This is a genomic window from Paenibacillus sp. Y930 (assembly GCF_056786375.1).
Genome location: NZ_JBXCIX010000001.1, coordinates 168,795 through 193,426 on the forward strand (window position 1 = coordinate 168,795; position 24,632 = coordinate 193,426).

Annotated in this window: 24 protein-coding genes and 1 riboswitch; of the genes, 5 read left to right on the top strand and 19 right to left on the bottom strand. The window is 40.0% G+C overall.

Features of this window, described 5'->3' with window-relative positions:
• Positions 1-2: 2 nt before the first annotated feature.
• The 4 genes from AC1TO5_RS00880 to AC1TO5_RS00895 all read right to left on the bottom strand — a co-directional run bounded on the left by AC1TO5_RS00880 (position 3) and on the right by AC1TO5_RS00895 (position 3,666).
• Positions 3-785 carry an undecaprenyl-diphosphate phosphatase gene (locus tag AC1TO5_RS00880; protein WP_482060899.1) on the bottom strand — a complete coding sequence of 261 codons (783 nt, stop codon included), beginning with the start codon at positions 783-785 and terminating at the stop codon, positions 3-5.
• Between the two features lie 67 nt (positions 786-852).
• Positions 853-2,172, bottom strand: a complete 1,320-nt coding sequence (locus tag AC1TO5_RS00885) for a hemolysin family protein (protein WP_482060900.1) — start codon at positions 2,170-2,172, stop codon at positions 853-855.
• 70 nt (positions 2,173-2,242) lie between these two features.
• A complete protein-coding gene (locus AC1TO5_RS00890) occupies positions 2,243-3,388 on the bottom strand; it encodes a DUF3900 domain-containing protein (protein WP_482060901.1) in 1,146 nt (381 codons plus the stop codon).
• A complete protein-coding gene (locus AC1TO5_RS00895; RefSeq protein ID WP_482060902.1) occupies positions 3,388-3,666 on the bottom strand; it encodes a DUF1294 domain-containing protein in 279 nt (92 codons plus the stop codon). The genes AC1TO5_RS00890 and AC1TO5_RS00895 overlap by 1 nt, the downstream gene beginning before the upstream one ends.
• 216 nt (positions 3,667-3,882) lie before the next feature.
• On the opposite strand from AC1TO5_RS00895, the gene AC1TO5_RS00900 reads away from it, so the two are divergent.
• Positions 3,883-4,320 (top strand): hypothetical protein, encoded by a 438-nt coding sequence (locus tag AC1TO5_RS00900; protein WP_482060903.1) that lies wholly within the window; start codon positions 3,883-3,885, stop codon positions 4,318-4,320.
• A gap of 12 nt (positions 4,321-4,332) precedes the next feature.
• On the opposite strand, the gene AC1TO5_RS00905 is transcribed toward AC1TO5_RS00900, so the two are convergent.
• The 10 genes from AC1TO5_RS00905 to AC1TO5_RS00950 all read right to left on the bottom strand — a co-directional run bounded on the left by AC1TO5_RS00905 (position 4,333) and on the right by AC1TO5_RS00950 (position 14,204).
• A complete protein-coding gene (locus tag AC1TO5_RS00905; RefSeq protein WP_482060904.1) occupies positions 4,333-5,670 on the bottom strand; it encodes a copper amine oxidase N-terminal domain-containing protein in 1,338 nt (445 codons plus the stop codon).
• Positions 5,671-5,750: 80 nt separating this feature from the next.
• Complete coding sequence (locus AC1TO5_RS00910; protein ID WP_482060905.1) at positions 5,751-6,503, bottom strand: adenosylcobinamide amidohydrolase; 753 nt, start codon at positions 6,501-6,503, stop codon at positions 5,751-5,753.
• Positions 6,490-7,602 (bottom strand): threonine-phosphate decarboxylase CobD, encoded by a 1,113-nt coding sequence (gene cobD, locus AC1TO5_RS00915; RefSeq protein WP_482060906.1) that lies wholly within the window; start codon positions 7,600-7,602, stop codon positions 6,490-6,492. The genes AC1TO5_RS00910 and cobD overlap by 14 nt, the downstream gene beginning before the upstream one ends.
• A 302-nt stretch (positions 7,603-7,904) precedes the next feature.
• Positions 7,905-8,750 carry an adenosylcobinamide-GDP ribazoletransferase gene (gene cobS, locus AC1TO5_RS00920; protein ID WP_482060907.1) on the bottom strand — a complete coding sequence of 282 codons (846 nt, stop codon included), beginning with the start codon at positions 8,748-8,750 and terminating at the stop codon, positions 7,905-7,907.
• Positions 8,723-9,709, bottom strand: a complete 987-nt coding sequence (gene cbiB / locus AC1TO5_RS00925; RefSeq protein WP_482060908.1) for an adenosylcobinamide-phosphate synthase CbiB — start codon at positions 9,707-9,709, stop codon at positions 8,723-8,725. Before cbiB ends, cobS begins: the two co-directional genes overlap by 28 nt.
• Positions 9,709-10,293, bottom strand: coding sequence for a bifunctional adenosylcobinamide kinase/adenosylcobinamide-phosphate guanylyltransferase (gene cobU / locus AC1TO5_RS00930; protein ID WP_482060909.1), 585 nt, complete (start codon positions 10,291-10,293; stop codon positions 9,709-9,711). Before cobU ends, cbiB begins: the two co-directional genes overlap by 1 nt.
• 4 nt (positions 10,294-10,297) lie before the next feature.
• Positions 10,298-11,368, bottom strand: coding sequence for a nicotinate-nucleotide--dimethylbenzimidazole phosphoribosyltransferase (gene cobT, locus AC1TO5_RS00935; protein ID WP_482060910.1), 1,071 nt, complete (start codon positions 11,366-11,368; stop codon positions 10,298-10,300).
• A 21-nt stretch (positions 11,369-11,389) separates the two neighbouring features.
• Complete coding sequence (locus AC1TO5_RS00940) at positions 11,390-12,157, bottom strand: ABC transporter ATP-binding protein (protein ID WP_482060911.1); 768 nt, start codon at positions 12,155-12,157, stop codon at positions 11,390-11,392.
• Complete coding sequence (locus AC1TO5_RS00945) at positions 12,154-13,161, bottom strand: FecCD family ABC transporter permease (RefSeq protein WP_482060912.1); 1,008 nt, start codon at positions 13,159-13,161, stop codon at positions 12,154-12,156. Before AC1TO5_RS00945 ends, AC1TO5_RS00940 begins: the two co-directional genes overlap by 4 nt.
• A 38-nt stretch (positions 13,162-13,199) precedes the next feature.
• Positions 13,200-14,204, bottom strand: a complete 1,005-nt coding sequence (locus AC1TO5_RS00950) for an ABC transporter substrate-binding protein (protein WP_482060913.1) — start codon at positions 14,202-14,204, stop codon at positions 13,200-13,202.
• A 144-nt stretch (positions 14,205-14,348) separates the two neighbouring features.
• A riboswitch (cobalamin riboswitch) is annotated at positions 14,349-14,557 on the bottom strand.
• A gap of 207 nt (positions 14,558-14,764) precedes the next feature.
• Here AC1TO5_RS00950 and AC1TO5_RS00955 point away from each other — a divergent pair.
• On the top strand, positions 14,765-15,277 hold the full coding sequence (locus AC1TO5_RS00955) for a hypothetical protein (protein ID WP_482060914.1): 513 nt from the start codon (positions 14,765-14,767) through the stop codon (positions 15,275-15,277).
• Between the two features lie 80 nt (positions 15,278-15,357).
• Here the strand turns inward: AC1TO5_RS00955 and AC1TO5_RS00960 are convergent, their stop codons facing one another.
• On the bottom strand, positions 15,358-16,416 hold the full coding sequence (locus tag AC1TO5_RS00960; protein WP_482060915.1) for a phosphotransferase: 1,059 nt from the start codon (positions 16,414-16,416) through the stop codon (positions 15,358-15,360).
• A gap of 224 nt (positions 16,417-16,640) precedes the next feature.
• Positions 16,641-17,939: an alpha-galactosidase gene (melA, locus tag AC1TO5_RS00965; RefSeq protein ID WP_482060916.1), complete on the bottom strand. Its 1,299-nt coding sequence runs from the start codon at positions 17,937-17,939 to the stop codon at positions 16,641-16,643.
• 199 nt (positions 17,940-18,138) lie between these two features.
• On the opposite strand from melA, the gene AC1TO5_RS00970 reads away from it, so the two are divergent.
• Complete coding sequence (locus tag AC1TO5_RS00970) at positions 18,139-18,981, top strand: AraC family transcriptional regulator (protein ID WP_482060917.1); 843 nt, start codon at positions 18,139-18,141, stop codon at positions 18,979-18,981.
• A gap of 91 nt (positions 18,982-19,072) precedes the next feature.
• Complete coding sequence (locus tag AC1TO5_RS00975; RefSeq protein ID WP_482060918.1) at positions 19,073-19,519, top strand: AraC family transcriptional regulator; 447 nt, start codon at positions 19,073-19,075, stop codon at positions 19,517-19,519.
• A 218-nt stretch (positions 19,520-19,737) separates the two neighbouring features.
• Here AC1TO5_RS00975 and AC1TO5_RS00980 read toward each other — a convergent pair whose 3' ends face one another.
• Positions 19,738-20,601 (bottom strand): alpha/beta fold hydrolase, encoded by an 864-nt coding sequence (locus AC1TO5_RS00980; RefSeq protein WP_482060919.1) that lies wholly within the window; start codon positions 20,599-20,601, stop codon positions 19,738-19,740.
• Between the two features lie 471 nt (positions 20,602-21,072).
• On the opposite strand from AC1TO5_RS00980, the gene AC1TO5_RS00985 reads away from it, so the two are divergent.
• Positions 21,073-21,468 carry a hypothetical protein gene (locus tag AC1TO5_RS00985; RefSeq protein ID WP_482060920.1) on the top strand — a complete coding sequence of 132 codons (396 nt, stop codon included), beginning with the start codon at positions 21,073-21,075 and terminating at the stop codon, positions 21,466-21,468.
• A 107-nt stretch (positions 21,469-21,575) separates the two neighbouring features.
• On the opposite strand, the gene AC1TO5_RS00990 is transcribed toward AC1TO5_RS00985, so the two are convergent.
• On the bottom strand, positions 21,576-22,259 hold the full coding sequence (locus AC1TO5_RS00990) for a sulfite exporter TauE/SafE family protein (RefSeq protein ID WP_482060921.1): 684 nt from the start codon (positions 22,257-22,259) through the stop codon (positions 21,576-21,578).
• Positions 22,253-24,544 carry a heavy metal translocating P-type ATPase gene (locus AC1TO5_RS00995; protein WP_482060922.1) on the bottom strand — a complete coding sequence of 764 codons (2,292 nt, stop codon included), beginning with the start codon at positions 24,542-24,544 and terminating at the stop codon, positions 22,253-22,255. Before AC1TO5_RS00995 ends, AC1TO5_RS00990 begins: the two co-directional genes overlap by 7 nt.
• Positions 24,545-24,632 lie beyond the last annotated feature (88 nt).

Sequence of the window (24,632 nt, forward strand, 5' to 3'; positions counted from 1 at the left end):
ACTTATAAAATAATAATTGCAAATACTGCTGCCAGTACGAAACGATAGTAGGCAAACCATGATAATTTTAGCTTTTTCATCAAATTAACGAAGGTTACCACTGCCAACATCCCAACGATGAACGAAGCACATAATCCTACAAGGAATAATGGCAGATCAGTCGATGTTAATCCAGCACGATTGTCTATAAGATCAAGTAAGCTCGCTGCCCCCATAATCGGTACTGATACAATAAACGTAAATTCAGCAGCTGCTTTTTGACTTGTACCCGCTAAGATACCACCTGAGATTGTAGATCCAGAACGTGAAAATCCTGGCCATAACGCTAATATTTGAAAACAACCGATGATGAACGCTTGTTTGTAGCTAATATCATCTATTTCTTCAGCCGTCACCTCTCGCTTGCTTCTTTCTGCGACAATCATCAGAATACCACCAAGCACTAGACCGATCAATACAGTAGATGGTCCGAACAAATATTGTTTAATTACAGAATGTAGTAGCAAACCAATCATGCTTGCAGGTAACATAGCAATTAATATATGTATGAAGTTCAACCCTTGATTTAATTTGAATTGTAATACTTTCATAAATGTTTTGAAATATAATACGAGCACTGCTAGTACTGCACCAAATTGAATAACTACTTCAAACGTCTTAGCACGCTCACCTTCGAATCCTAACAAATGACCAACTAAAATCAAATGGCCTGTAGAGGAAACCGGTAAAAACTCTGTCAGCCCCTCCACAATACCCATAATCATTGCTTTGATTAAATCCAACACCTAGACACACTCCTTCTCGACTTTAGAATGAGAATCTGTACAAACCTTCTGCTTGTACATTACTATTCTATGCATGACCGAGTCCAGACATTTCTGGTTCTTGTGCCTCAACAATAATTTCTATACTGCGAATGCGATTTTCATCTCGCTCACGAATAATAAAAGTGGCATCGGCATATTCCCATTCTATATTTTCATCTAGATCTGGTTGCAATTGATACAACCAGCCTCCAATCGTATGCGTTTCACCAACATCCAAATCCAAGCCTGTCATCTCATTCACATCAGTAATTAGTGCGCGACCTTCAACAAGAAAGCGCCGTTCATCGATGCGATCTATTTCTTCTCGTTCATCTGTATCGAACTCATCGCGTATTTCCCCCACGATTTCTTCGATAATGTCTTCAATTGTAATTAATCCTGATGTACCGCCGTATTCATCAAGTAAAATTGCCATATGAATTTGTTCACGTTGCATTATGGTCAACAGCTTACGAATAGCTATCGTATCGGGTACTGACAACACATTTTGCATCATGTCCATAATATTAGGTTGCTCTTCTACGTTTGTAATATGCTGAAATAAAAATACTTTTGTATTAAGCAATCCGATAATATTATCTTTATCGCCTTGAGCGACAGGAAAGCGCGTATATCGTTCACTCATAATGGTATCCACATTGTCTTCTCTGCTGTTTTCTACAAAAATACATACCATATCTGTTCGTGGCACCATTATATCTCGTGCCAAAGTATCATCAAAATCAAAAATGTTGGTCATAAACCCTAATTCACTTTTATTGATTTTGCCATTCTCATAGCTATCATTCAATATTAGACGTATCTCTTCCTCACTGTGAGCTTCTGTTTCGTTCATTAATGAATAGCCCATCAGCTTCACTAGCGCATTGGCCGAACCATTGAGCACCCATATAAATGGGTATGCAATCTTATGAAACCAAATAATTGGCGGTGCAAGCTTCAACGCCATTGCTTCTGATTTAATGATGGCAACACTTTTCGGTGCAAGTTCACCAAATACGACATGGAGAAATGTTACAAACAGAAAGGCGATTATAAAAGTAATAATATCACTAATCTCAGTAGATAATGGCAATTGAACAAACAAGGGATGAAGTAGCTTTGCTACAGTTGGTTCACCTAACCAACCGAGCCCTAATGCAGTAATCGTAATACCAAGCTGGCATGCGGAAAGATAGCCATCAAGCTCCTTCGTTACGATTTCTACTGCTTTTGCATTTTTAATGTTTTCCGCGACCATTTGCTGAACTCGGCTAGGCCTAACCCGTATAATAGAAAATTCCGTCGCAACGAAAAAAGCCGTTAGTATTAATAACACAAGAAATACAATTAAGTTCAAAATCATCTCTGCAGAGCTCCCCTCGCGTACTATATACCGAGATAGATTCTCCTTAGAGATGAGTTATTATGCATTACTAGTACGGTATATCGTCAGTTGATTCCACCGACTGAACGTTTTCATCCGATGAATCAGTCTCATTGGCTGTATCCTTTACTTTCGTACCAATGATCTCCATTATGTCTTCCAAGGGCGGAGGTGCTAGCAGTTCAACAGGAGACATCCCTTTCTCAAATTGCAGTGCATCACCTTCAATGACCGCTACGTAACGATCATTATGTTTGGCGATATGTACCGTTACCCCATAATCTGCTAATAGCCCTTTAATAGACACATTACCTACTTTAAAAGCCATCGTTAAGTCTTCCTTCTGTTGGATAAGCGAATAATTGGCTTCCTCCACTTGCTGCGGTGTCCACCATTCCTGCAACTCCCGCTTCTCACTAGCAGCCCATACCTCTACTGCATTTTCTTCCTGCGACCGTTCACTACTTTCCGTGTCCTGCCATTTTTCCTCAATATACTGATGAACCATTTCAACCACTTGCTCACTAACAACTTCTGGTATCGGCTTTTCATAGCTTACATACTTCAGAAAATCTTCAAAGTACCTTGCATGTGATGCTTGATGGATTTTCAGTTCCCATCGCTCGAGAATGCCGTCTTGCTCCATATGAGGATATTGAATTGACTTAATACTCCGCGCACTAAATGCCATCTCTACTTGCGCAATTAAGCTTCTCTCATCCGAGATTCGTGCAATTTTCGGCTCAAAGTCACATTTTAAAATGAACAGAAAAGGCTCGTCAAAGAGCATATTCAACGTGCAAAGTGCAACGATAAATGCACCACCGCGAACAGCTGAAGTATCCATATAGACGCGTACTAATTCATCGCTTAAGCTATGAAATCGTTCCTTATCGCCTGCTTCACGAATACGTTGAAACAAATTATAATTCCCATTGCTGCCTAGCTCATAGCCTGGTTCCACCATAAACATCCCCACTTTAGTTGGAGCATTGGGAGTGTTAGGATGACGCTCGACTTTACGCTTAACAATTTTCACAAATTCTTCATCGAGAAATGATTTCAATGCGCTATCTGCGTACTCTTCACCATCCATCGTTTGATAATGCTTGAATGCTTTGTAGCTACCTACCGAGCCCTTTTCACTTTCCGATTGGATAACGAAAAATGATAAGTAGTTCATACGAAAGTCCATTAATTCAACGCTCCTACTAGTAATATAACAAGTATACTCTGAATGATAATAATAGCTGGAATACCAATCTTAAAGCTACGATGTTTTGTTTTATGACGGAAATGATACATCGCCATATAAGTGCCTACTGCTCCGCCTAATGCGCTAAATATAAAAATATGACGTTCAGGAATACGAGCTGTATTGCGACGTGCACTTTCTTTATCCTTACCCATTATCCAATACAGATACACATTTAGAAACAGTACATAACCTATCACCCAATATAAAGGCTCCATGCAATCGTCTCCCTCATCGATCTCAATTCTGTGCTATTTTTTTAGTCTAGTATATATTCTACTACAGTCCATCCCCACTTTGCACCTAAATTGAAATTCACTAGCTTATAGCTTGCTCTGTAATGAATATCGCCCGACTCACCATTCGTATCATTATGTTTATCGTTAGTATTACGGTATACTCTACTATACAACATAAAAGGAGGTTGATGATCTGTGAGAAACGCAAACAAGGAAGCAATCTATGCGTTATGTGACTTTATTAATCAGAATTTCAAGAAAGTGTTCAAGTCTCCTTATAGCAAAAGCTTCTATAATAAGGAAGTGGACTGGGGATACAAGCCTGAAGGTGTTATTCGTATATCTGATCATTGGAACTTCCTGAGCAATAACGAGATTCACTGCTCCACTCATCAAGAGATTGATAACCATTCACAATGTATTGGCATATTTGAAGGTGATAAATTCAATATTATAGAAAGCTATAATGCTGAATATGCTTCCTCTGCCACTGTAGGTGATCGAGTGTATAAGCTTTATATTGATGAGAATGGATCGTTCGTAACAGATGTAGTGATTGGGCAAGAGCCCCTCTATGCTCCAGGAATAGAAGACCGCAGAATTACTTCTTACTTTCTATTATCTGGATATTAATTTCCAATCAACCTACTTCATCAGATCTATTCTTGCATCTAACGGATAGAAGATAAGCTGCAGCGGGAATGAAGATCCTGCTGGAGGAATAAATTCAATCGTCAATTTCTTGTCTTTCTTCGATGTTTGTCCAAGTGATACGAACCCATCCATTGGTGCTAACACACCAGATATTGGAACTCGTACAAATTGTCCATTCATTTTGAACGCTCCTTTGAAGGAACCTCCTCTAGCCATTAATAGTACGGCCATATTATGAGGATTATGTATCGTTATATGGTAAACTGCGCCATAATTGCCCGATAGCTTCGTCGCTACATCACGCTGCACATCGTATCCATTAACGAATGGATCGGCATTACCATCACCGATAACAAGTCTTTGTAATTTCTTAGTGCCTACTTTTGACATATTCAATTCCCGATGAATAGCAGAAGCCTCAAATGTCCCTCTAACATGCCCTTCATATGCTAATTTCGAAAGTGAAAGCATATTCGTACTTGCTGCTGTATCTGCTGCAAATGTCATTTGTAATTGCCCCGTCGCTTCCACATCAAATATCGCATTAATGCCATACTCCGGAAAAAGTGTTGGGAACTGACGGTAGATGATCGTCTCTCCTGGTTGAACGACGAATTCTTCTGTAGTCTCGTTGTTCATTAAGAAATCGATAGCAGTTTCACTACCAAGTAGCATCGCATATTTCGATGGGAGTACTTCACCGACATTCTTCGTTGCCAATATAACTGGCTCAGATCCATTATTCGTCGCTAATATAGCCAACTGAATATTTCCACCTGATTTATTAACATGGTTCGCATAAAGACGTGCTTTCCCATTAATATGATCTTGATATAATATCCCTGATGTTCTAATATTTTCGGGGCTATCACTTACAAGTAGCTTACGAGTAGTATCGTATGTCGTTTTGTGGGCGGATTGGGGGATTTGTAACAGTTGCGAATTGAATACGGAATCTGACGCTTTAATATAAGAGCCCGCTTCCGCAAAATATACACCATATTCGAATTCAGTAAACATAACGCGATCAGTTACTTCGATTTCCTTAGTATACGCTTCACTTACATTACCATTTTTGTCAGTTGCAACGAGTGATACTTCATGCGTTCCCGCTTCAAAGAAAGCCTCTTGCTTCCCAGTCCATGATAAGAAAACAGACTCTGAATCTGGATCGTAGCTTAAATTCGTATACGTAATCGTTTCACCAATATGATACGTTTCCTTATCGACAGCAAACTTCGCAACAGGAGTTGAATCAACTTCTGTATCAAATGCCGTACAAGCTAGAATACAAGTACTACAAATAAGCGCTACCCATTTTTTATGCATTGTTAGCCTCCACATGCTTTCCATTATCTGCTCAATACGCTTCACTTTCCCGAAAGCCGTACTGGAGGTGGATATTGTAATTACTCATGTTGCGATGAAACAGCCTTGTATACTGCTTGATATACAAGCTCTGCAAGCTGGCAGCCTAATTCTGTCGCCGTTCCTGCGTACAAATGCTCGTGAATATAACATTCTCGTTGCGTTGAAGCGATGACCATTGCATCCGTCGTTGTTCCTGTTGCAATAAGTCCATTACTTTGCTCTGTTATGCCATAATCGGCAAGGGCCGCGCATTTGGCTTCTGTCGCTGTTATTAGACTATTAATAATCGCCGCTTCACTCAATCTCCCATCGATCATAACAAATATGTTAATCGTTCCTGCATGATATGCCGGATACGTCTGACGAGGCTGCCCGGCTCGCGCCGCATTAGATGTACCCGATGTAACGAGTACAAGTAAACTATAGTCCTCATGGTGGCACTCTCCGATAACTGCGTCACATAAGTTCGCCGCTGTCATTAGACCAACGGTTTTATTTTCCGCAAGCTGTTCCTTAGTAATAAGCTCAACCATGTCATGGATTGGGTCATTACTTTCATAATGAAGTGGCACTCGATAATTAATAAACGCCTGTGCAGTGCTTATACCACCGTTCCATACAGCGCTACTTATTACTTTTAAAGGCAGGTTACTTTCGATCACAATATAATGATGACGATATCTTATAGACAGATGCTGCTGAAACTGTGAAGTAAACGGGGTGATCTCAGATTGAAATGGCTGCGTGATCGAATATCGCGCTTGCTCACTTCCATTTTCATTGCAATTCATCACCAGCATCCTTTCTATACGATGCTAGATTAGCTGCTAATACACGTAGACATTCGATGTTTTGCTGGCGTGACTTTATTGCCAATCTTATATATGACGCCCCTAATCCTCTAAATGTACTCGCATCACGAATTAATACACCTTGCATACCCATTAGATGTTGCAAAGCTGCAGCTGTTATATTATAGCCATAAGAAAGATCAACTAATATATAATTGGTTACTGTGCGAAAAGGCTTTAGCTGTAGTCCCTGAAGCTGATCATACATCCACTGCGCTTCCTCAATTAACCACGCCTTTGTTTGACTAGCAAATGAATGCTCTTGCAACACAGCATGCCCAATAAATTGCGCTAATGAATTTACGCTCCATGGATACTGCATATGCTTCATTTCTTGTAGCGAATGAGCGGGGCCGACGATATAACCAAGTCGTATTCCTGGGATCGAATAAAATTTCGTCATCGACCGAATAACAAAGAGATTACTGTACGTATCAATGTTTGATATCCAGCTAAGCTCATCCTCGTCTTGATGAAAATCTAGAAATGCTTCATCTAGCACAACAATTGCCCCTGATTGCAGAAGATTAGTCACCGTCTGTTCACGAAGCAATTGCCCCGTAGGATTATTCGGATGTCCGAGCATATAGAGCTCGATAGATTGTTGCTTAATAAGTTCGTCTATCTGTTGTTCATTAGGCGTAAATCCATCTTCTGCGTTACTTTCAATATATGTAATTTCACAGCCAGCTTTTTGTAGCGCTTGCTCGTATTCAATAAAAGAAGGCGCGACAATTGCCGCAGTTTTCGGTTCGTAATAACGAACAATAAGATCGATTAATTCCGCTGCACCATTACCTACCAGTACCTCTTCCGAATGAATCTGGTGCCTACTCGCTATCGTTTCTCTTAACTGACGACTCGCTGGGTCAGGATACTTTGTAATATGCTGCATATATTGCGATAATATTTCCGCTACAACTTGTGGCGGACCTAATGGATTCATATTGGAGCTGAAGTCTAATAAGCGATCTTCTTCCATACCATATAATTCAGTGGCAGAACGCAAATCACCGCCATGTCCATATCTTTCAAGCAATTATATTCCTCCTCTCATTATTCCCATCCGAAGCAAAAGCGAAACATTTATATTTGATGTCGAATACGCAACGAAGCCAATCATCGTTATCAAAGTCCGCTTTTTGAACTTCCAATTCCAATAAAGGTTCAAAAAGCGGGCTTTCAGAATCGAGAAGATGAAGCGCTACTTGAGAAAGGCGGAAGCGCAAGTGTACGTGGTTGGTACACGCGAACCGTACTTTCCAAGTTCGTTTCATATTCGATGTCGAGTAAGCTCCTGCGTGTTACTTCGTTATCAAAGTCCGCTTTTTGAACTACCTCTTATAGGACAGTGTGGATAAACATGACGGCGATTACAAGAGTCACTGCTTCAATCAACTCTGTCATCGCACCATAAGTATCCCCGGTTAACCCACCTAATTTGGCTTTCATCCATTTCGCTGCAACCCAGCCAACGATTGCCGATAACATCGGAATAAGCAGTGCTAACCAGAAAAAATCGTTATTTAGCGGAACGTTAATGGCATAAATCATTAATGACATTAAATATATAAATAAAGTAGTCGTCGTTGCTGCACTTACATATTGGCGCCTTATTCCATGAAACATCGATGCTAGCCCATTACTTCGCGCTGGCTTCCAGCTCGAAACTGCAATAACCATCCACCATCTACTCCACATCGCTGTGCCTACAATAATTAATACTAACCAAGCGATAGATATTTGCTTAGTAGCAACTTCTTGTAGCAAATAGGCTAGCGCTGACCATTTCAGCGCTATAATTACAATCGCGCTAATAACACCAAAAGCTCCTACTCTACTATCCTTCATAATATCAAGCATTTGATCCTTGTTTCTCCGACTTAATAATCCATCCGTGCTATCCATCAGTCCATCTAGATGTAAACCGCCAGTTAGTACAATCCACACAATAACGAGTAATAACGCTCCGAGATTAGCCGGTACCGCATAGCTAACACCCCAGCCAAATAAACTAATGATTAATCCTAGTAATACACCTACAACAGGGAAAAAGATCACACTTTTATGTAGAATGTTTTTTTCAAACTCAATATGCATACGAATAGGCAATATCGTTAAAAACTGAATTGCTGCTACACATCCATATATATACTGTTTTATTTGTTGACGGTCATCATTATCCATGCTGCGCTCACCCCTATTAAAATCCAAATCCGTACACCGTTTAATACGTTAATACTCATCTTAATATGAAGCGCCTGTAATGGTTGCAGCGGCCATCCTAGTCGAGCGCGTTCATGCCACTCGCCAAAGTAACGATTGCGTCCTCCTAATTCAATATGAAGTGCTCCCGCAACTGCTGATTCGGGAATGCCACTGTTAGGACTAGGATGTCGCTTGGCAAAAGTGAACAAAGCTTGATAGCTTTTACGTCCATCAAGCTTTGGATGCAACCATGCGATCATCACAATAATGAAGCCAGTCAATCTCGCCGGAATATAATTAAGTATATCATCTAACCGAGCCGAACACTTTCCGTAATATTCATACTTTTCATTACGGTAACCAACCATAGAATCAAGTGTATTCGTTGCGCGATAGACCATCGCCAGTGGTGCACCACCAATAAACGCCCAAAATATTGGTGAGACGAATGCATCTACAATATTTTCGGCAATCGTTTCCACTGTAGCCCTCGTCATATCGCCCTCATCCATTACTTCACTGTCACGACTAACAATATAGCCAACATAACGGCGAGCGCTATCCATATCTCCACTAATTAATGGTTCGTAAACTAGATTACCAGCATCCTTCAACCCTTTAACAGCAATCGTTGTCGATAGCAACCAGGCCGAGACAATATAGGATAGCCATGGATGAATAGCATAGGTCAGTGCATGGATGCTGACCATCAGGACTCCAACAAGTACAATCGTACTTACTGTAAGGATCATTCCTCGATATAGTAGTGAGCGATCACTATAGCTTCGCTCCGCTTGATACAACTTCCCTTGTAGCCAACTAATCCATCGTCCCATCCAAATAACGGGGTGAGTTGGCCATTTCGGATCTCCAATTACCCAATCGATTAGAATCGCTGCAACGATAATAAGCAGCCATTCTTGCAAACTATACCACATCACTGTCCCTCCAGCTTGAAAGCGAGTGACTTCAATTCAAGCGGAATGCCAGCTGTAACAAGAAACACTTTATCTGCTAACATAGCAATACGCTGATTAAGACGACCTGCTTCATCGCGATACACTCTACTTAGCTTGTTCATCGGTACAATACCACTCCCGACCTCATTACTAACGATAACGACCGAGTATGGATACTGTTGCAAATATTGCAGAAATGTATTGATCACTTCAAGCAACTTATCAGTTCCCGAATGTTCCACATCTAACTCCATAAACCAATTACTTAACCATAATGTCATACAATCAATTAATAGGACTGGTTCTTCAAAGGCTTCTCGATCTAACATATGATTACGAATACTTTCAAGACATTGTGTAAGTTGTAATGGCGCTTCCCATGTTACCCATTGAAAAGTCTCATCGTCCCGTTGTTTGCGATGTAATGCGATCCGCTCATTCATCTCTTGGTCAAATGCTTGCGCAGTTGCAATATAGATGCCATGTGTTGCTAGCGAACTTGCAAACTTTTCCGCGAAATGACTTTTGCCACTACGGGCGCCGCCGGTAACGAGTGTAATCATCTACTTACTCCTCTCGACCATCAATACCAGCACTTGCAAAGGTCGCCATTTCTTGCATCAAACTTAATGCAGCATCGATGAAGTGGAAACATAATACTGCACCCGTTCCTTCACCCACACGTAAATCTAATTGAATCATCGGTTGTAGACCAATCGAAGCTAGCGCATGTACATGACCTTGCTCTTGCGATTGATGTGAAGCAATCATATATCGAGCTGCATTTGCACTTAACTTAGCAGCAATTAACGCAGCGGCCGTTGAAATATATCCATCAATAATAACTGGGCAACGATTTCTAGCTGCTCCGATCATTACACCAACTAGTCCTGCAATTTCTAGACCACCAATTTTAGCTAATACATCAAGCGGATCATCCTCATTAGGTGCATTCACTACGATTGAACGTTCAATAATATTAATTTTTTGCTGAAGCATCGCATCATTAATACCTGTCCCTCTACCTGCTGCTGCAGTTGCATCTAACTTAGCTAATACACTTACAATCGCAGCACTTGCCGTCGTATTACCAATTCCCATCTCACCAGTAGCAAACATGCGGACACCTTGTCCATATTGCTCTTCTACTACTTCGATTCCTACTTGAATAGCTTGAATTGCTTCCTCACGCGACATCGCTGCACCTATTGCCATGTTTGCTGTGCCGTACCTAATTTTGTGAGAACGTAATTGAGGATGTTCAAGATCAGCTGCTACGCCAATATCTACACAGACAACATCAGCATGAGCGCCTCTTGCCAGTACATTAACGGCAGCTCCACCACTTAAGAAATTAAGAACCATTTGCGGGGTTACCGATTGTGGAAATGCACTAATTCCTTCGTCGCATACGCCATGATCACCAGCCATAATGATGACCGTGCGTTTACTAAGATCTGGCCATAGTTTTCCAGTTATAGCCGCTAATTGTGCCGTAATAACTTCAAGCTTTCCTAGACTTCCAGGAGGTTTCGTTAATTGATCAGAATGTTCTCTTGCTTGCTGAGCAAATTGTTCTTCAGGTAACTGAATACGCGAAATGTATTGTTGTAATTGTTGTTCTGTCCACTTTTCCATAAATAATCATTCTCCTTTAGTTTACGATAACAATAACTGTGGTGATTGGTTGACTGGATGTTGAATGATAACAGTAGATGCATTATACATTTCTTTCATTCTATCTGCAGTAAGTACTTGCTCCGGTGTCCCTGAAGCGATGATTTGCCCATTATGCAAAGCTAGTAATTGATCGCAGTACAATGCAGATACATTCAGATCATGCATAACGGCGATAACTAACAATTGTTTTTGTTGCTGCCAGCTTTTCACTACATCCATAATAATTTGCTGATAGCCAATATCTAGATACGTTGTTGGCTCATCTAATAAAATAATTTCCGGTTGCTGTACAATTAATTTGGCTAAAGCGACTCGCTGACGTTCACCACCGCTTAATTGATCTAATTTACGATGAACTAGATTAGTTAACCCCGTTAATTGTATCGCTTCATTAATAATACCATCTATATTAGTCTTTTCACCACCGAGCCAACTCTGATAAGGAAATCGCCCCATCTCAATGACTTCACGCACCCTAAAACCAAGCGGCGGCAGACCCCCTTGTTGTAACACAGCAACCTTCTGAGCTATCATTTTACGTGGGAGACGATGAATAGGTTGCTCTTGAAACAGTACAGAACCGCTTGTTGGCTTTCTTACTCCAGCTAGCAGTTGAAGTAATGTTGATTTACCCGCTCCATTAGGACCAATAATGCCATAAAAGCGATTCATTTCGAAGGAAAAGTTCAAATCCCGAAAAATATCAATCGAGTCATACCGATAGCTTAATGACTGTGCTTCAATCATAAGGATTGAACACCGCCTTCCTTACGGTTTTTCTTTGTTAGTAAGTAAGCGAAGATTGGGGCGCCAATTAATGCCGTAATAACACCCAGTGGCAATTCCTTCGGACTTAGCGCTAATCTAGCGATCGTATCTGCCATGATCATATAGATTCCACCGCCGATAGCTGATAATGGGATAAGAATACGATAATCTGGACCTACTATCAATCTTATGAGATGAGGCACAACAAGTCCAACAAAACCTATGACGCCAGACACAGATACAGCCGCAGCTGTTAACAATGTGCAAACAATAAGTACGATAATTTTACTACGCTCAACATTGACGCCCATATAAGCAGCTTCGCGTTCGCCAAGTGCTAGTAAATTCAATATTTGACCAAAGTACATAAGAATCGGCACTGCAATAATTAAAAATGGGAAGAGCATATAGACATGTTCCCAACTTTTCATAGAAATTGAACCCATAATCCAGAACAATATTTCATTCACGACGCCGTTTGACATCGATACCATTAATGATACAAATGAACCTAGAAAAGATTGAATAATAACTCCAGCAAGCACAAGTGTCTGAATTTGCATCGATCCTTGAGATTTGGCTAATGCAATGACTCCGAACAATGTGACAATCCCTGTGCAAAAAGCAATCAGTGGGATCGTCCATAGACCTAGTAGCATCTGATAACCCATTAATATAATAAATGCTGCACCTACAGAACTTCCGGAAGCAACACCTAATGTATAGGGATCAGCTAATGGGTTACGAAGTACACCTTGGAAACCAACGCCCGCTAATGCTAAGCAAGCTCCTACTAAAGCTGCAAGTAGTACACGGGAAAGCCTAACTTGCGTTACGATTGCTATTTCACCTTTCGAATAGTAAGCTTGAGCATCATCATTAAAAGGCAGTGAATGCCACAATATCCCCCACACATCAGCTAATGTGATGCCTGATGAGCCGAGGGATATCGCTGTAATGATCGTTATTAAAAGAAGGAGCATTGCTGCTCCTCCATATCCAATTAGTTTTTTATTCATATTTATTGAAATAGCTCGGGATGAATGGCAGCTGCAATTTCAGATAATCCTTGCGCTAGGCGCGGACCTACACGAACTAGCGGATCATTAGTAACTTTAACCACTTCATTATTTTTCACAGCATCAATCGCATCCCAACCTGGGCGCGCCTGAATACTTGCTAGAATAGAGCTTTGCTCCTCTCCAAAATCAGGATAAATAATAACTGCTGGATTTTCAATAATAACCGCCTCAGCATTAACCTCATACCAACTTGGTTGGCTATTAGCTACATTAATACCACCTGCAATCGTTACAAGATCATCTAAAAATGTGCCAGAACCAACAGTGTATCCAACGTCAAACTCTAAGTAAACTTTACGAGCATCAACATTCGCTACTTTCGCCACAATGTCGTCTTTCACCTTATTCATCTCAGCTGCAACTTCACCAGCTTGAGCCTGTGCATCTAATAATACTCCTAGTTCATTCGTATGAGCAATTACTTCATCGTAAGTTAATGGATCGGATGCGTACACGACAATACCTAGCTCGCGTAACTTCGTGATCGCTTCACTATTCATACTAGATGAAGCGATCACGATATCTGGTTCCAGCGCCATTACTGCTTCTATATTAGTAGTGGAATCTCCTACTTTTTCAATCTCAGCTGTTTCTTCTGGATAATTACTATACCCATCCACACCTACAACTTTATTACCCAAACCGATTGCAAATAAAATTTCTGTTTCACTTGGTACGATTGACACGATTGCTTTAGGACTTTCTGTAAGCGTTACTTCTGTATTGCTTGCATCAGTCACTGTCATCGGATAGACAGATGCAGAAGCCCCAGTACCCGTTGTATCTTCAACGATAGTTTGATTTTGATTCGTAGCTCCTTGATTCTGATTGTTACCGTTTACTCCATTATTACCGCCACATGCAGTAAGTGCCAACATCATAGCTAGCATCATAATTAGTAAAACCTTATTACCTTGTATAGCTTTCTTGAAATTCGATAGCATTGTTCCAATCCCCTTTTTCTTTATTTAATTTCATATACATGTGCAACACAATAAAGCGTCCTCCGATGTTGGAGACGCCGTTACTTAAACGATAAGTTCATAAAGTTTAAGTTTATCCAACACCTCCTAAGTCCACGTAGGAATATGCTTGTATTTCCTTAGGCAGGTCTCCTGACTTGAATGAATTGTAATATTGTCTTCCCAGATTATTGTTATCCAGTGACATTTAATATTACTTTGATATACAACGTATATCCATTCTTACAGTGGCGGGTCCGCGCTGGAATTTCACCAGCTTCCCTTTTCATCTATCATGCGATATGCAGAATAGAACCTAAGTACACGCTATTCAATTAGTTTACTGTCTTACTATACACGATATTACTATATGATGTCACCTATGCATAAAGAGCAAGCATCTCTACATATAACATATTAGTTACAATATTGTCTCAACAAGAGTTATGTAACGAACGAATTATAAATTAGTACTGCCTACGCCGCTGTTCATCTCCATAGATGATATAAAAGAAAAAACGCAAATTATGGGAGGAAATCTTGTGACCAAATGGAAAACCAGACTATTCACCTTGCTCATACTCGTACTATTATTCGGTGTAGGGTATAGCTATATTGTGGCACAAGGGACTACTGTACGAGATCAATCACTCCTGAAACTAACCGCAACCAGTGCAACATCAATTGGGACATTACAATTTGAAATAGATCATGATAACGCTGTTGCTCTCACTAATAGTCCGTTCACATTACAGCTACTGCCAGGTTCAAATGTAGGTACAAATTCGGATTCAGAAGCAGATCTAAACAGATTGGATCAACTAAATACCGATAATTCGCTGCCATCACATACTAAAGTTACGGTTAATCTTAATATGTTGACGATGGATTGTGGTACGATCCAATTTACGATGACACCTGATGAGCACGGTATCTACCACGGCGAAGGAATTCCTGTGATGTCTGGACTTTGGGTGGCTACAGCAACAGTTACGTATGATGATCAACCCCAAGACGAAGCGATACAATTAGCTTTCACATTCGATGTATCTTAAACCGTACTTTCAATGATTATTAGCTTTCATATTCGATGTCCAGTAATCCTTGCTCGTATCAGATGAAGCTCACATAGTGGTTATCCCGCGTAAAGGCTCATATACTCTGAGTAGGCACGCAGATGAATCTCTTTAGCCCGCTTTTGAGTTATTTCTTTCAGTTCAGGTATTTCCTCTACTTCAATGTAGTCAGCAAGTACATCAATGACATCATCCAATAGTTTTGCACGGAAATAGTATTGTAACCTTTCGCAAAGTTCGCTACCTGCCAACGTTAAAACTAATTCGCTCCAATATGACCACTCTTTCTTATTATATTTCGGCCATAATAGGACGGAATAATCCATTGCAGCATCACCGCTTACCGTTAAGTCATCCCAATCAATAATCCAACAATTATTATTATTGTCTACTAATACATTCTCCCAATTAATATCGTTATGAACGATATCTGAAGCTTTATGCTGAAATGAAGGTGCAGAACGTACTAGTTGTTCTAATGCTTCTACTTCATTCTCGAACCAAGTGATTGAATCTGATGTCACGAAATCAAGCAAATGTTGCTGAGATCTAATGATATCTAGATCTTCTTGGAATCGAGTGATATATTCCTCTGTGAATGCATCTGCATAAGAGTAGACTTGCACATTGTCTTCTACAACGTCTTGTATATCGTTTTGCTCAAACTCTTGTACATTGTTTTGCTCATCGGTTCGAATCATTTGTTGAATCTGTTTATCTATATGTAATTGATGTAGTGAATGCAATACATTCTCAACGATTGGTTTTGAATTAGAAATGGAACTTAATGATTTCCCTTCAATAAATTGAAACACTAAACCATAAGTGTAGCCCTCTATTATTTCCTCTGTTATCTCTCCTATCAATCTAGGAGCCTTATATTGTGTAGACAAATGCTCGCTTATTGATGCCCACTGCTTGAGACGGTAGGCTTTTTCAGTTCGTGCTAGTTTAATATGTATAGTTGTTTCGCCATCAGATACACGGTAGGACTGATTAACAAAACCGCCTGGATTATAAATATAACGAACATCAAACTTTGAGCCGTCTAATCCTAATGATTGAACGTTTCTTGCGACCCATAGCTTGATCTGATTCTCATTGAAATTCAGCTCCATCGTCATTCATCCCCTTTTTATAATTGGTCTCGTAGATTGTACATTTCTGTTTATAGAATAACATTCTGCTCTATATAGATTCAAACTTATTGCACACAGGTAAAGACACCTCCAAGTAATACGAAGCGATATGCTAATCGTATATTTAGAGGTGTCTTCAATTTGCTATATTAATCTACTCCAAAGAGTTTGTTGTGTATATTAACTGAACTTCAAATTCAAACTTACTTATACGTCGGTAACCAGCTACCATGTGCTTCGATCAAATCATCACATAGCGCAACAATATGATCCATCGACAATTCCGCAGACGTATGAGGATCAAGTAAAGCTGCGTGATAAATATGTTCCCTCTTGCCAGTAATCGCTGCTTCAATCGTTAATAATTGTGTGTTAATATTCGTACGGTTCAATGCAGCAAGCTGTGGAGGAAGATCACCAATAAATGTTGGTTGAACGCCATTCGCATCAACTAGACATGGTACTTCTACACAAGCTTCTCTCGGTAAATTCGTAATTAGCCCCGTGTTCATGACGTTTCCACCAATTTTGATAGGAATATTCGTCTCAATTGCTTCCATAATATAGGATCCGTATTCATGTGTGCGAGAATGTTCTAGATGAGCATCATTCATAATCTCATCCCGCTTCTGCTTCCACTCATTAATCTGACCGATGCAACGTCGAGGATATTCATCCAATGGAATATTGAAGCGCTCAATTAGCTCAGGGTATTGCGACTTAATAAAGTAAGGATGATATTCAGCATTATGTTCACTTGATTCCGTAATGTAGTAACCAAACTTGTCCATCAGTTCATAACGTACCATATCATGATGTTTTTCTTCTTGTTTCAATCTAGCAAGTCGCTTTATTTCCGGATAAATATCTTGACCATCCTTCGTTATTTCTAGCAGCCACGCCATATGATTAATTCCAGCTATTTTAGATTTAATGCCGCTATTGTCTATTTCCAAATGCTTCAGCAAATCTTGTACACATACTTGTACACTATGGCAAAGACCTACTGTGTTAACTCCGCCTTGTGTAGTCATCACATTCGTTAATACTGCCATTGGATTAGTATAGTTTAAGAACAATGCATCTGGACAAACCTCATTAATATCTCTTGCAAAATCCATCATCACTGGAATGGTACGCAGATTTCTGAACAAGCCGCCGATGCCAATCGTATCCGCAATCGTTTGACGAAGACCATATTTCTTCGGAATTTCAAAGTCTGTAATTGTACATGGGTCGTAGCCGCCTACTTGAATCGCATTAACAATATAAGATGCACCCTTCAATGCTTCTTTACGATTAGAATACGCTACAATGCGGCATGAACTACCTGCCGTTTCACAGATGTTTTTCAATATAATTTCGGATTCTTTCAAACGAGTTGGATCAATATCGAATAACGCCAATTCAAAGCCTTGTAATGCAGGAGTTAACATGACATCACCTAGTACATTTCTTGCAAATATTGTGCTTCCCGCACCGAGAAAAGTAATTTTAGACATGGATAATTACCTACCTTTCAAATTGTAAATTAGCTGTTGTTATAAGCATTCTTCCTTTATAATATATCTATTAATTGTAATAACGCATATAGATTTTTCGAATCGTTATATGGACATTTGTAGTTTTTTTATTTTTCATCAAATATATTAGAGTCTGAATCTCGTAAGGAGATAACAATACAAATGTGGGGTGCTATCGATGAGTGAAACGATCGAGTTATTTGGAATTCATACAAGCTTCGATCCTCAGATTGACGATATACTTTTTGCTGGACAAGCTCAGACGAATGCCTTGCACAATATGGGTCCATTAATTCATCCGTACTATATAGTCCATTATGTTATAGCGGGTAAAGGTGAGTTGAAGGTTGGAGGAAATACCTACTCTTTATCTAGTGGCGATAGTTTTTTTATTTTTCCAGGGGAGTCTGTGCAATATACCGCTCATAAACATGAACCATGGAAATATTGCTGGATTGGATTCAAAGGTAACCGCTTCAAATACATTTTGCAGCGTAGTCGCATCTCAATTAATTATCCTGTCGTTCAAGCTTTAGCTACTGAGGAAATCTTTCCGTTCTTTGAACGCATTATTTCACTGCTCGCTTCTAATGAAAACTATTCTTCGCTTGAAGCTAGTGGTTATTTCCAATTGTTATTGGCTAAGTATTGCCAGGCCAATGCACCTTTCCAACTACGCCAATTCGATCATAAAAAAATTTCGCAACGACAAATTGAAGAAGCAATTGCTTATATCGATTTTCATTATCCACAGCCAATTACCATTGAAGAGCTTGCCGAGCGCGTCGGATACCACCGTAGCCATCTCTGTAAATTGTTCAGACAGACAATAGGCATATCACCATTAGCTTATCTTATTAAGGTGAGACTAGAACAAGCTCAGTTATTGCTTGCTCAGCATATTCCAGTGAAACAAGTTGCTCATGCAGTTGGTTTTAACGACGCCCTCTATTTCTCGAAGCTGTTCAAACGTCACAATGGCATGTCGCCAACAGAATATGAGAAGAAATATGGACATTAAGCATTTTCCAAAAAAAGTAATTGATTATATTTTTATATCATAATAGTATTCAATTTGTAGTAACAATTTACTGATAAGGGAGAAGATGACTATGAATCATACCGTAGAAACTCTGCCACAATCTCGCATTGCATATGTGCGACAAGTTGGTCCATATGGTCCTGCTAATATTCAAGCAATGGAGAAGTTGAAAAATTGGGCCAAGGAGAAAAATCTTTACACATCGGGAATTATATTTGGAATTTCGCTAGATAATCCAGAAACAACACTTCCAGAAATTTGTAGATATGATGCTTGTATTGTAATTTCAGAGGATGTTCAAATTGATGATTCCATTTGTGAAGGTGAGCTTTCCGGAGGGGATTATTTTATTTACAGAGTCAAACACACAACAGAGGATATTCAAAAAGCGTGGGCTGAAATCTTCCCTGCTTTGCATAACATTGGCTATCAGATTGATAATAGGCCGATATTAGAAAGATACATTAGTGAGATGACTGAAAATGATTATTGTGATATATGTATACCTGTAAAATAGTTCGAGTGTACAATTAGCTGCTACAATCGACTTTTGTTCAAGGATTTGTTGGAAGTCAATTTAAGTTGTAAATCCTTGAACAAGGTCGTATGCCATCGCTTATCCACATCAACTGTTAGTCCGCCGTCAATATTTCCTAATTAATTCTTATAAATCCTAACCTAAATATAAGAAGTTATCCTTCTTCCCTCCTTCTTAGAGCATTTTTCATATTAGTATTACGAGTAGCCTAGAAAGGTCAATGTTGCTTTATTAACGACATTAGGTTGCTCAAATATAAAGGAGTGGTTTGCTCCGGCAACTAGAAGTAACTGGGCATGAGGTAATACTTTACGTGCATAATCCATCGCTTTATTAGCAGGATAGAGTAATTCCGTCTCCCCGATCATAATTAGGACAGGAAGACTTAACTTTTCAAATTCCTCCTCGTCTATTTTCACAGGATACAAACGAAACAGCGGCATCGAATGTTGAAATCCAGCAATAATTTGCTGACGAAATACTTCATTGAGCGGCTTATTGTGCGAGGATAGTGAACCAAAGGCTCGATCAATCCATTTTTCAGTATGAAACAGAAAGCCTGGAAATGCATAATAAAAAAACTTCAAGCTTAGCCGATGAAAAGATGCTGCCGGGGCATAAAGCACTAATTTAATAATTCGAGACTGATGAGTTAGTGCATATCGCAATGCAATATAACCTCCAATAGAATGCCCTGCCAAGTACACTTTATCGAGCTGTAAATGATCCAGCACTTCATGCAGCCATGCTACAACTTGCTCTGTATGCAAGATTACTTGATTGGCGATGCTTTTACCAATATCTCCGATGATATCAATCGCATATACAGCATATTGCTTTGCAAAGGCAGGTACATTCGGGTACCATATCGCTGAGCTCATGGCATAACCATGAATAAGGACAAGTGGTGGTAGCTTCGGATCACCGAACTGCAACACATGTGTTTGCCCGTAAGTCGTCCCAATATTGAGCGAATTAGCAGGAATTCCAAAAAGCTTCAAACTCTCATCATAGCATTTCTCGTATTGCTCACGATTCTCTGCATCACTGAAAACATCCACCCTACCGCCTCCTCACTGTATTTTCATAGAATCCATAAACGAGACAATAATAAACAACGAGATAATGAAAACTATAGATGAAGAACTCCTTTAATAACAATAAGATTTAGCTCTCTATGTACATACAGGTAATATTAGATCTTCTCTATATGGTTATCGTTCCAAATATTTGAAACATTATTCAGCTTGGTTTCGTTATATAGTCATTAAGGAATTAAACATTTATCATAACTCTCATCCTGCAATTACAAATGCAATACAAACGGTTCAATTTTGGGATCAATACCAAGAACGTAATGTTAAGTGGGCTAAGGCTCTTGAAATTAACTGCGGTCGCTTTTCTATACTGAAAATATTATCTGTCCATATAATGAAGGAGTATAGTTGTGGACGATTGAGGTCAAATTCCATAAAGTTCTTGTGTATAAGCTTGATACTAAGTAAACTTTATATTAATAGAGGAGGTTTACTATGGAAAAAACATGGAGTATTCGCTTAATCCGTTTTGCTGCAATCTTTGGTGTTATCGGTACATTTATCGGATCACAAATGGCTGGTGAAATGGACTATACATTGCGCCCTATTCATGCGCATATCTTATTAGTTGGTTGGCTATCTGTGTTCGCATTTGGTATTTTCTATCAAGTGTTTACCGTGAAGTATAAGTGGATGGTTACTGCACAAAGCATTCTCGCTTTGACAGGTGCATTTGGATTAACGTTCGGGATGTGGATGTATAACTTAAATCCATTTAATCTAAATGATACTTTTGTTATGATTTTCTTTATTGTCGGAGGTTCGTTACTTCTACTAGCATTCTTCCTTTTTACTGTCATTACATTTTTTACAAATAAAAAAAACGCATAGCAGCAAAGAAAATCCTCACATGCTAAGATGTGAGGATTTTCTTTGTGTTCTTGAAAGGAATAATAACCTTTTAATCGAATATTTCACTTAAGGTTACAATTAATATATTACCATAACCAATGATGGATAGATGGCACAATTCCCCCAGCCGCCAAACCTCGCAGTATAGAGATAATACCAATAATAACAGCAGTCCAAGTTCCTAGTTGACGCATCACTTTGCGCCATTTCTTACTTGCAACGATAGAGACCGAAGCCGCTAGCAGAAGCGCTGGAAATGTCCCTACAGCAAATAACAACATTGTAAGTCCTCCCGTATACCAGTGACCAGTCGCAGCAGCTTCAATGCCCATCGCATACGTAAGTCCGCATGGTAAGAAACCGAATGCAACGCCTGTTGCCAGAACATACCACTGCTGCCCACCCCGCATATATTTAACACCATTAAATAAATTTTTATGTAGCTTTGCTGACAACTTGCTCATTCCGGGAATTTGAAATTTACGCCAAACCCATAATAATAGAAAGCAGCCTCCAACAATTGATGCGATCCCCTTTATTCCTGCTAATTGACCTGCTACTTCAACAAATGAACCGACTGTACCAAGTATAATCCCGAACAACGTATAGGAAAATGCCCGACCAGCATGATAGAGCAGTGTTGTCTTCGTCGCTGAAAGTGGCGATTGCAGCGTAACTGCTGTAACGATCCCCCCGCACATACCGATACAATGTGCAGCACTTAGTAGACCAGTCATCACGACTAAGATCATGCTACTCATCGTCAGCATACAGATTCCCCCGCTCTCTCGGCATGATTCAGACGAACATGCAATGACAGTGCGTTGAACACAACGCAAACTGAACTTAGTGCCATCGCAATACCTGCCATCCACGGCTGAAGAAATCCTAGTGCTGCAAAGGGAAGCATAATGCTATTATAAATTAATGCAAATCCAAGATTTTGCTTAATATTACGGACTGTCATCCGGCTCATCTCGATCGAGATCGGAATGCTCGTTAGCTGTGAATATAATAATGTCATATGCCCTGCATGCAGGGCTGCTTCCGTACTATTGCTCATCGCGATCCCAATATGCGCACTTGCTAGCGCAGGAGCATCATTCCATCCGTCACCAACCATTGCGATAGTCGAACCATTGGCTTGTAGCTTTTGTAGCAGCTCTAGCTTTTGTTCTGGTAACAGCTTCGCATTCACATCAGTGATGCCTACTTCTCTTGCAATCCGATATGCTGGCGCAGGATGATCGCCAGTCGCCATAATGGTATGAACACCTAGCTTCTGCAGAAGTAAAATACTTTTCTTAGCGGTCCGCTTCAGGCCATCCGATAGACCAATCAAGCCGACACAGCGCTCATTTTGGATACAATATATGAGTGTTTCACCGTGCATCAATCGTTCTGTAGCTATCTCAACAATATGGGCTGATAACTTAATATGGTGCTGCTCTAGTAAGCGCTCATTGCCAACGATGAATTGCTTGTTAGCAATATAGCCCGTCACACCTCTCCCTGGGTAAGATATTACTCGTTCAACATCTATTGCAAATTCAGTTTCCCAATTGTCTCGAACAGCTTGTGACCGCAATTCCATTTGAATAGCGTGGGCAATAGGATGTTCCTCCTTCTTCTCTAATGCACCTACGTAAGTTAACAGCTGACTCCGTGACATATTAAAGCTTTTCATATAACTAATACTTAGCTTTCCTTCCGTTAGCGTGCCTGTCTTGTCAAATATAACAGCATCGACCTCTGCAAGACGCTCTAACACGCTAGCATCTTTCACGATTAATCCATGCTTTACAAGTCTACTACTCGTAATCGACAGTGAGATCGGTGCAGCTAATCCTAGTGCACAAGGACATGCTACCAATAGTACAGCGAGCGCACTGAATACACCTTCACTTAATGTACCCGCTTCTCCCCAAATGACCCAGCAAAGCAATGTGCTTACAGCTAGTACAAGAATCGCCGGAACAAACCAACGTATCACTTTATCAACTTGACGTTGTATGCTTGTCTTTGAACGTTGCCCTTGCCTTACCAGTTCCCGGATTCGATTCAGCATCGTCTGATGCCCTGTTGCTGTAGTTAGCAAAACGAGATTGCCCTGCGCTTGGAATGTCCCTGCCCATAAGCGGTCGCCGACGCCTTTACTAATTAGCCCTTGTTCACCTGTAAGCAAAGCTTCTTCGACATAAGCCTCACCACGTTGTACAATACCATCGACAGGTATATATTGCTGCTCATGCACATGAACTAGATCATCGACTTTAACAAATTCAGTACGAATAGATTGTAGCTGACCGTCTCGTTCTACTAATGACTCATTAACCTCTAGCTTAGCAAATGCATCATGCTCCTGCTGTAGCTTAAGTGAAGCGTTCAATTCAATATATTTCCCTAATAAAACGGCGGTAATGACGACGGCGGAACTTTCAAAATAGAGCGCTGCCGTTTCATAGCTTGCATATTGCCAGATCCCATCAAGCCCATTACGCAATACCTCGTAATGACTATACAAATATGCCGATGTCGTGCCAATGACAACAAGTACATCCATATTCGCAAGCTTTTCTCTGATTGCATGATAAGCACTAATATAAAAAGGAACACCAATAATAAACTGTACGATCGTTGCCAAAATTAGCTGTAGCCACGGGGCGAAAAGCCAGTGTGGCAGCACATTTATCAAACTATGCAACGGAGCAAAATGTTGAATCATCGAACATATTAACGGCATAGTAAAAACGCCTGCCCACAATAATCTTCGCTGTAGCAAACGTTTCTCTTGTTTCATATCTTCAATCGTTGATAGATGAATATGTGCTATAAAACCAAGCTGCTCTATTAATTGCATCACCTGCTTGGCATCGATTTCTCTACTAGAAGATTGAATCCATGCGGTCCTAAGTGGATAACTAACGGCAACTTCTGCAACACCTGGCATACGTATCAATTTACGCTCTATTCGAGTTGCACAAGCGGAGCAACTCATCCCCTGAACCGATAATACGATTTCCTCTAAAAATTCATGGTCAAGCTTCTGCTCCATAAATGCGCCTCCGATCGGCAAGTAGTAAGACCTTCATTCGAAAGTTTGATTTTGGAACTTCCTCTTAAATGATGGTTGTCTTATACAG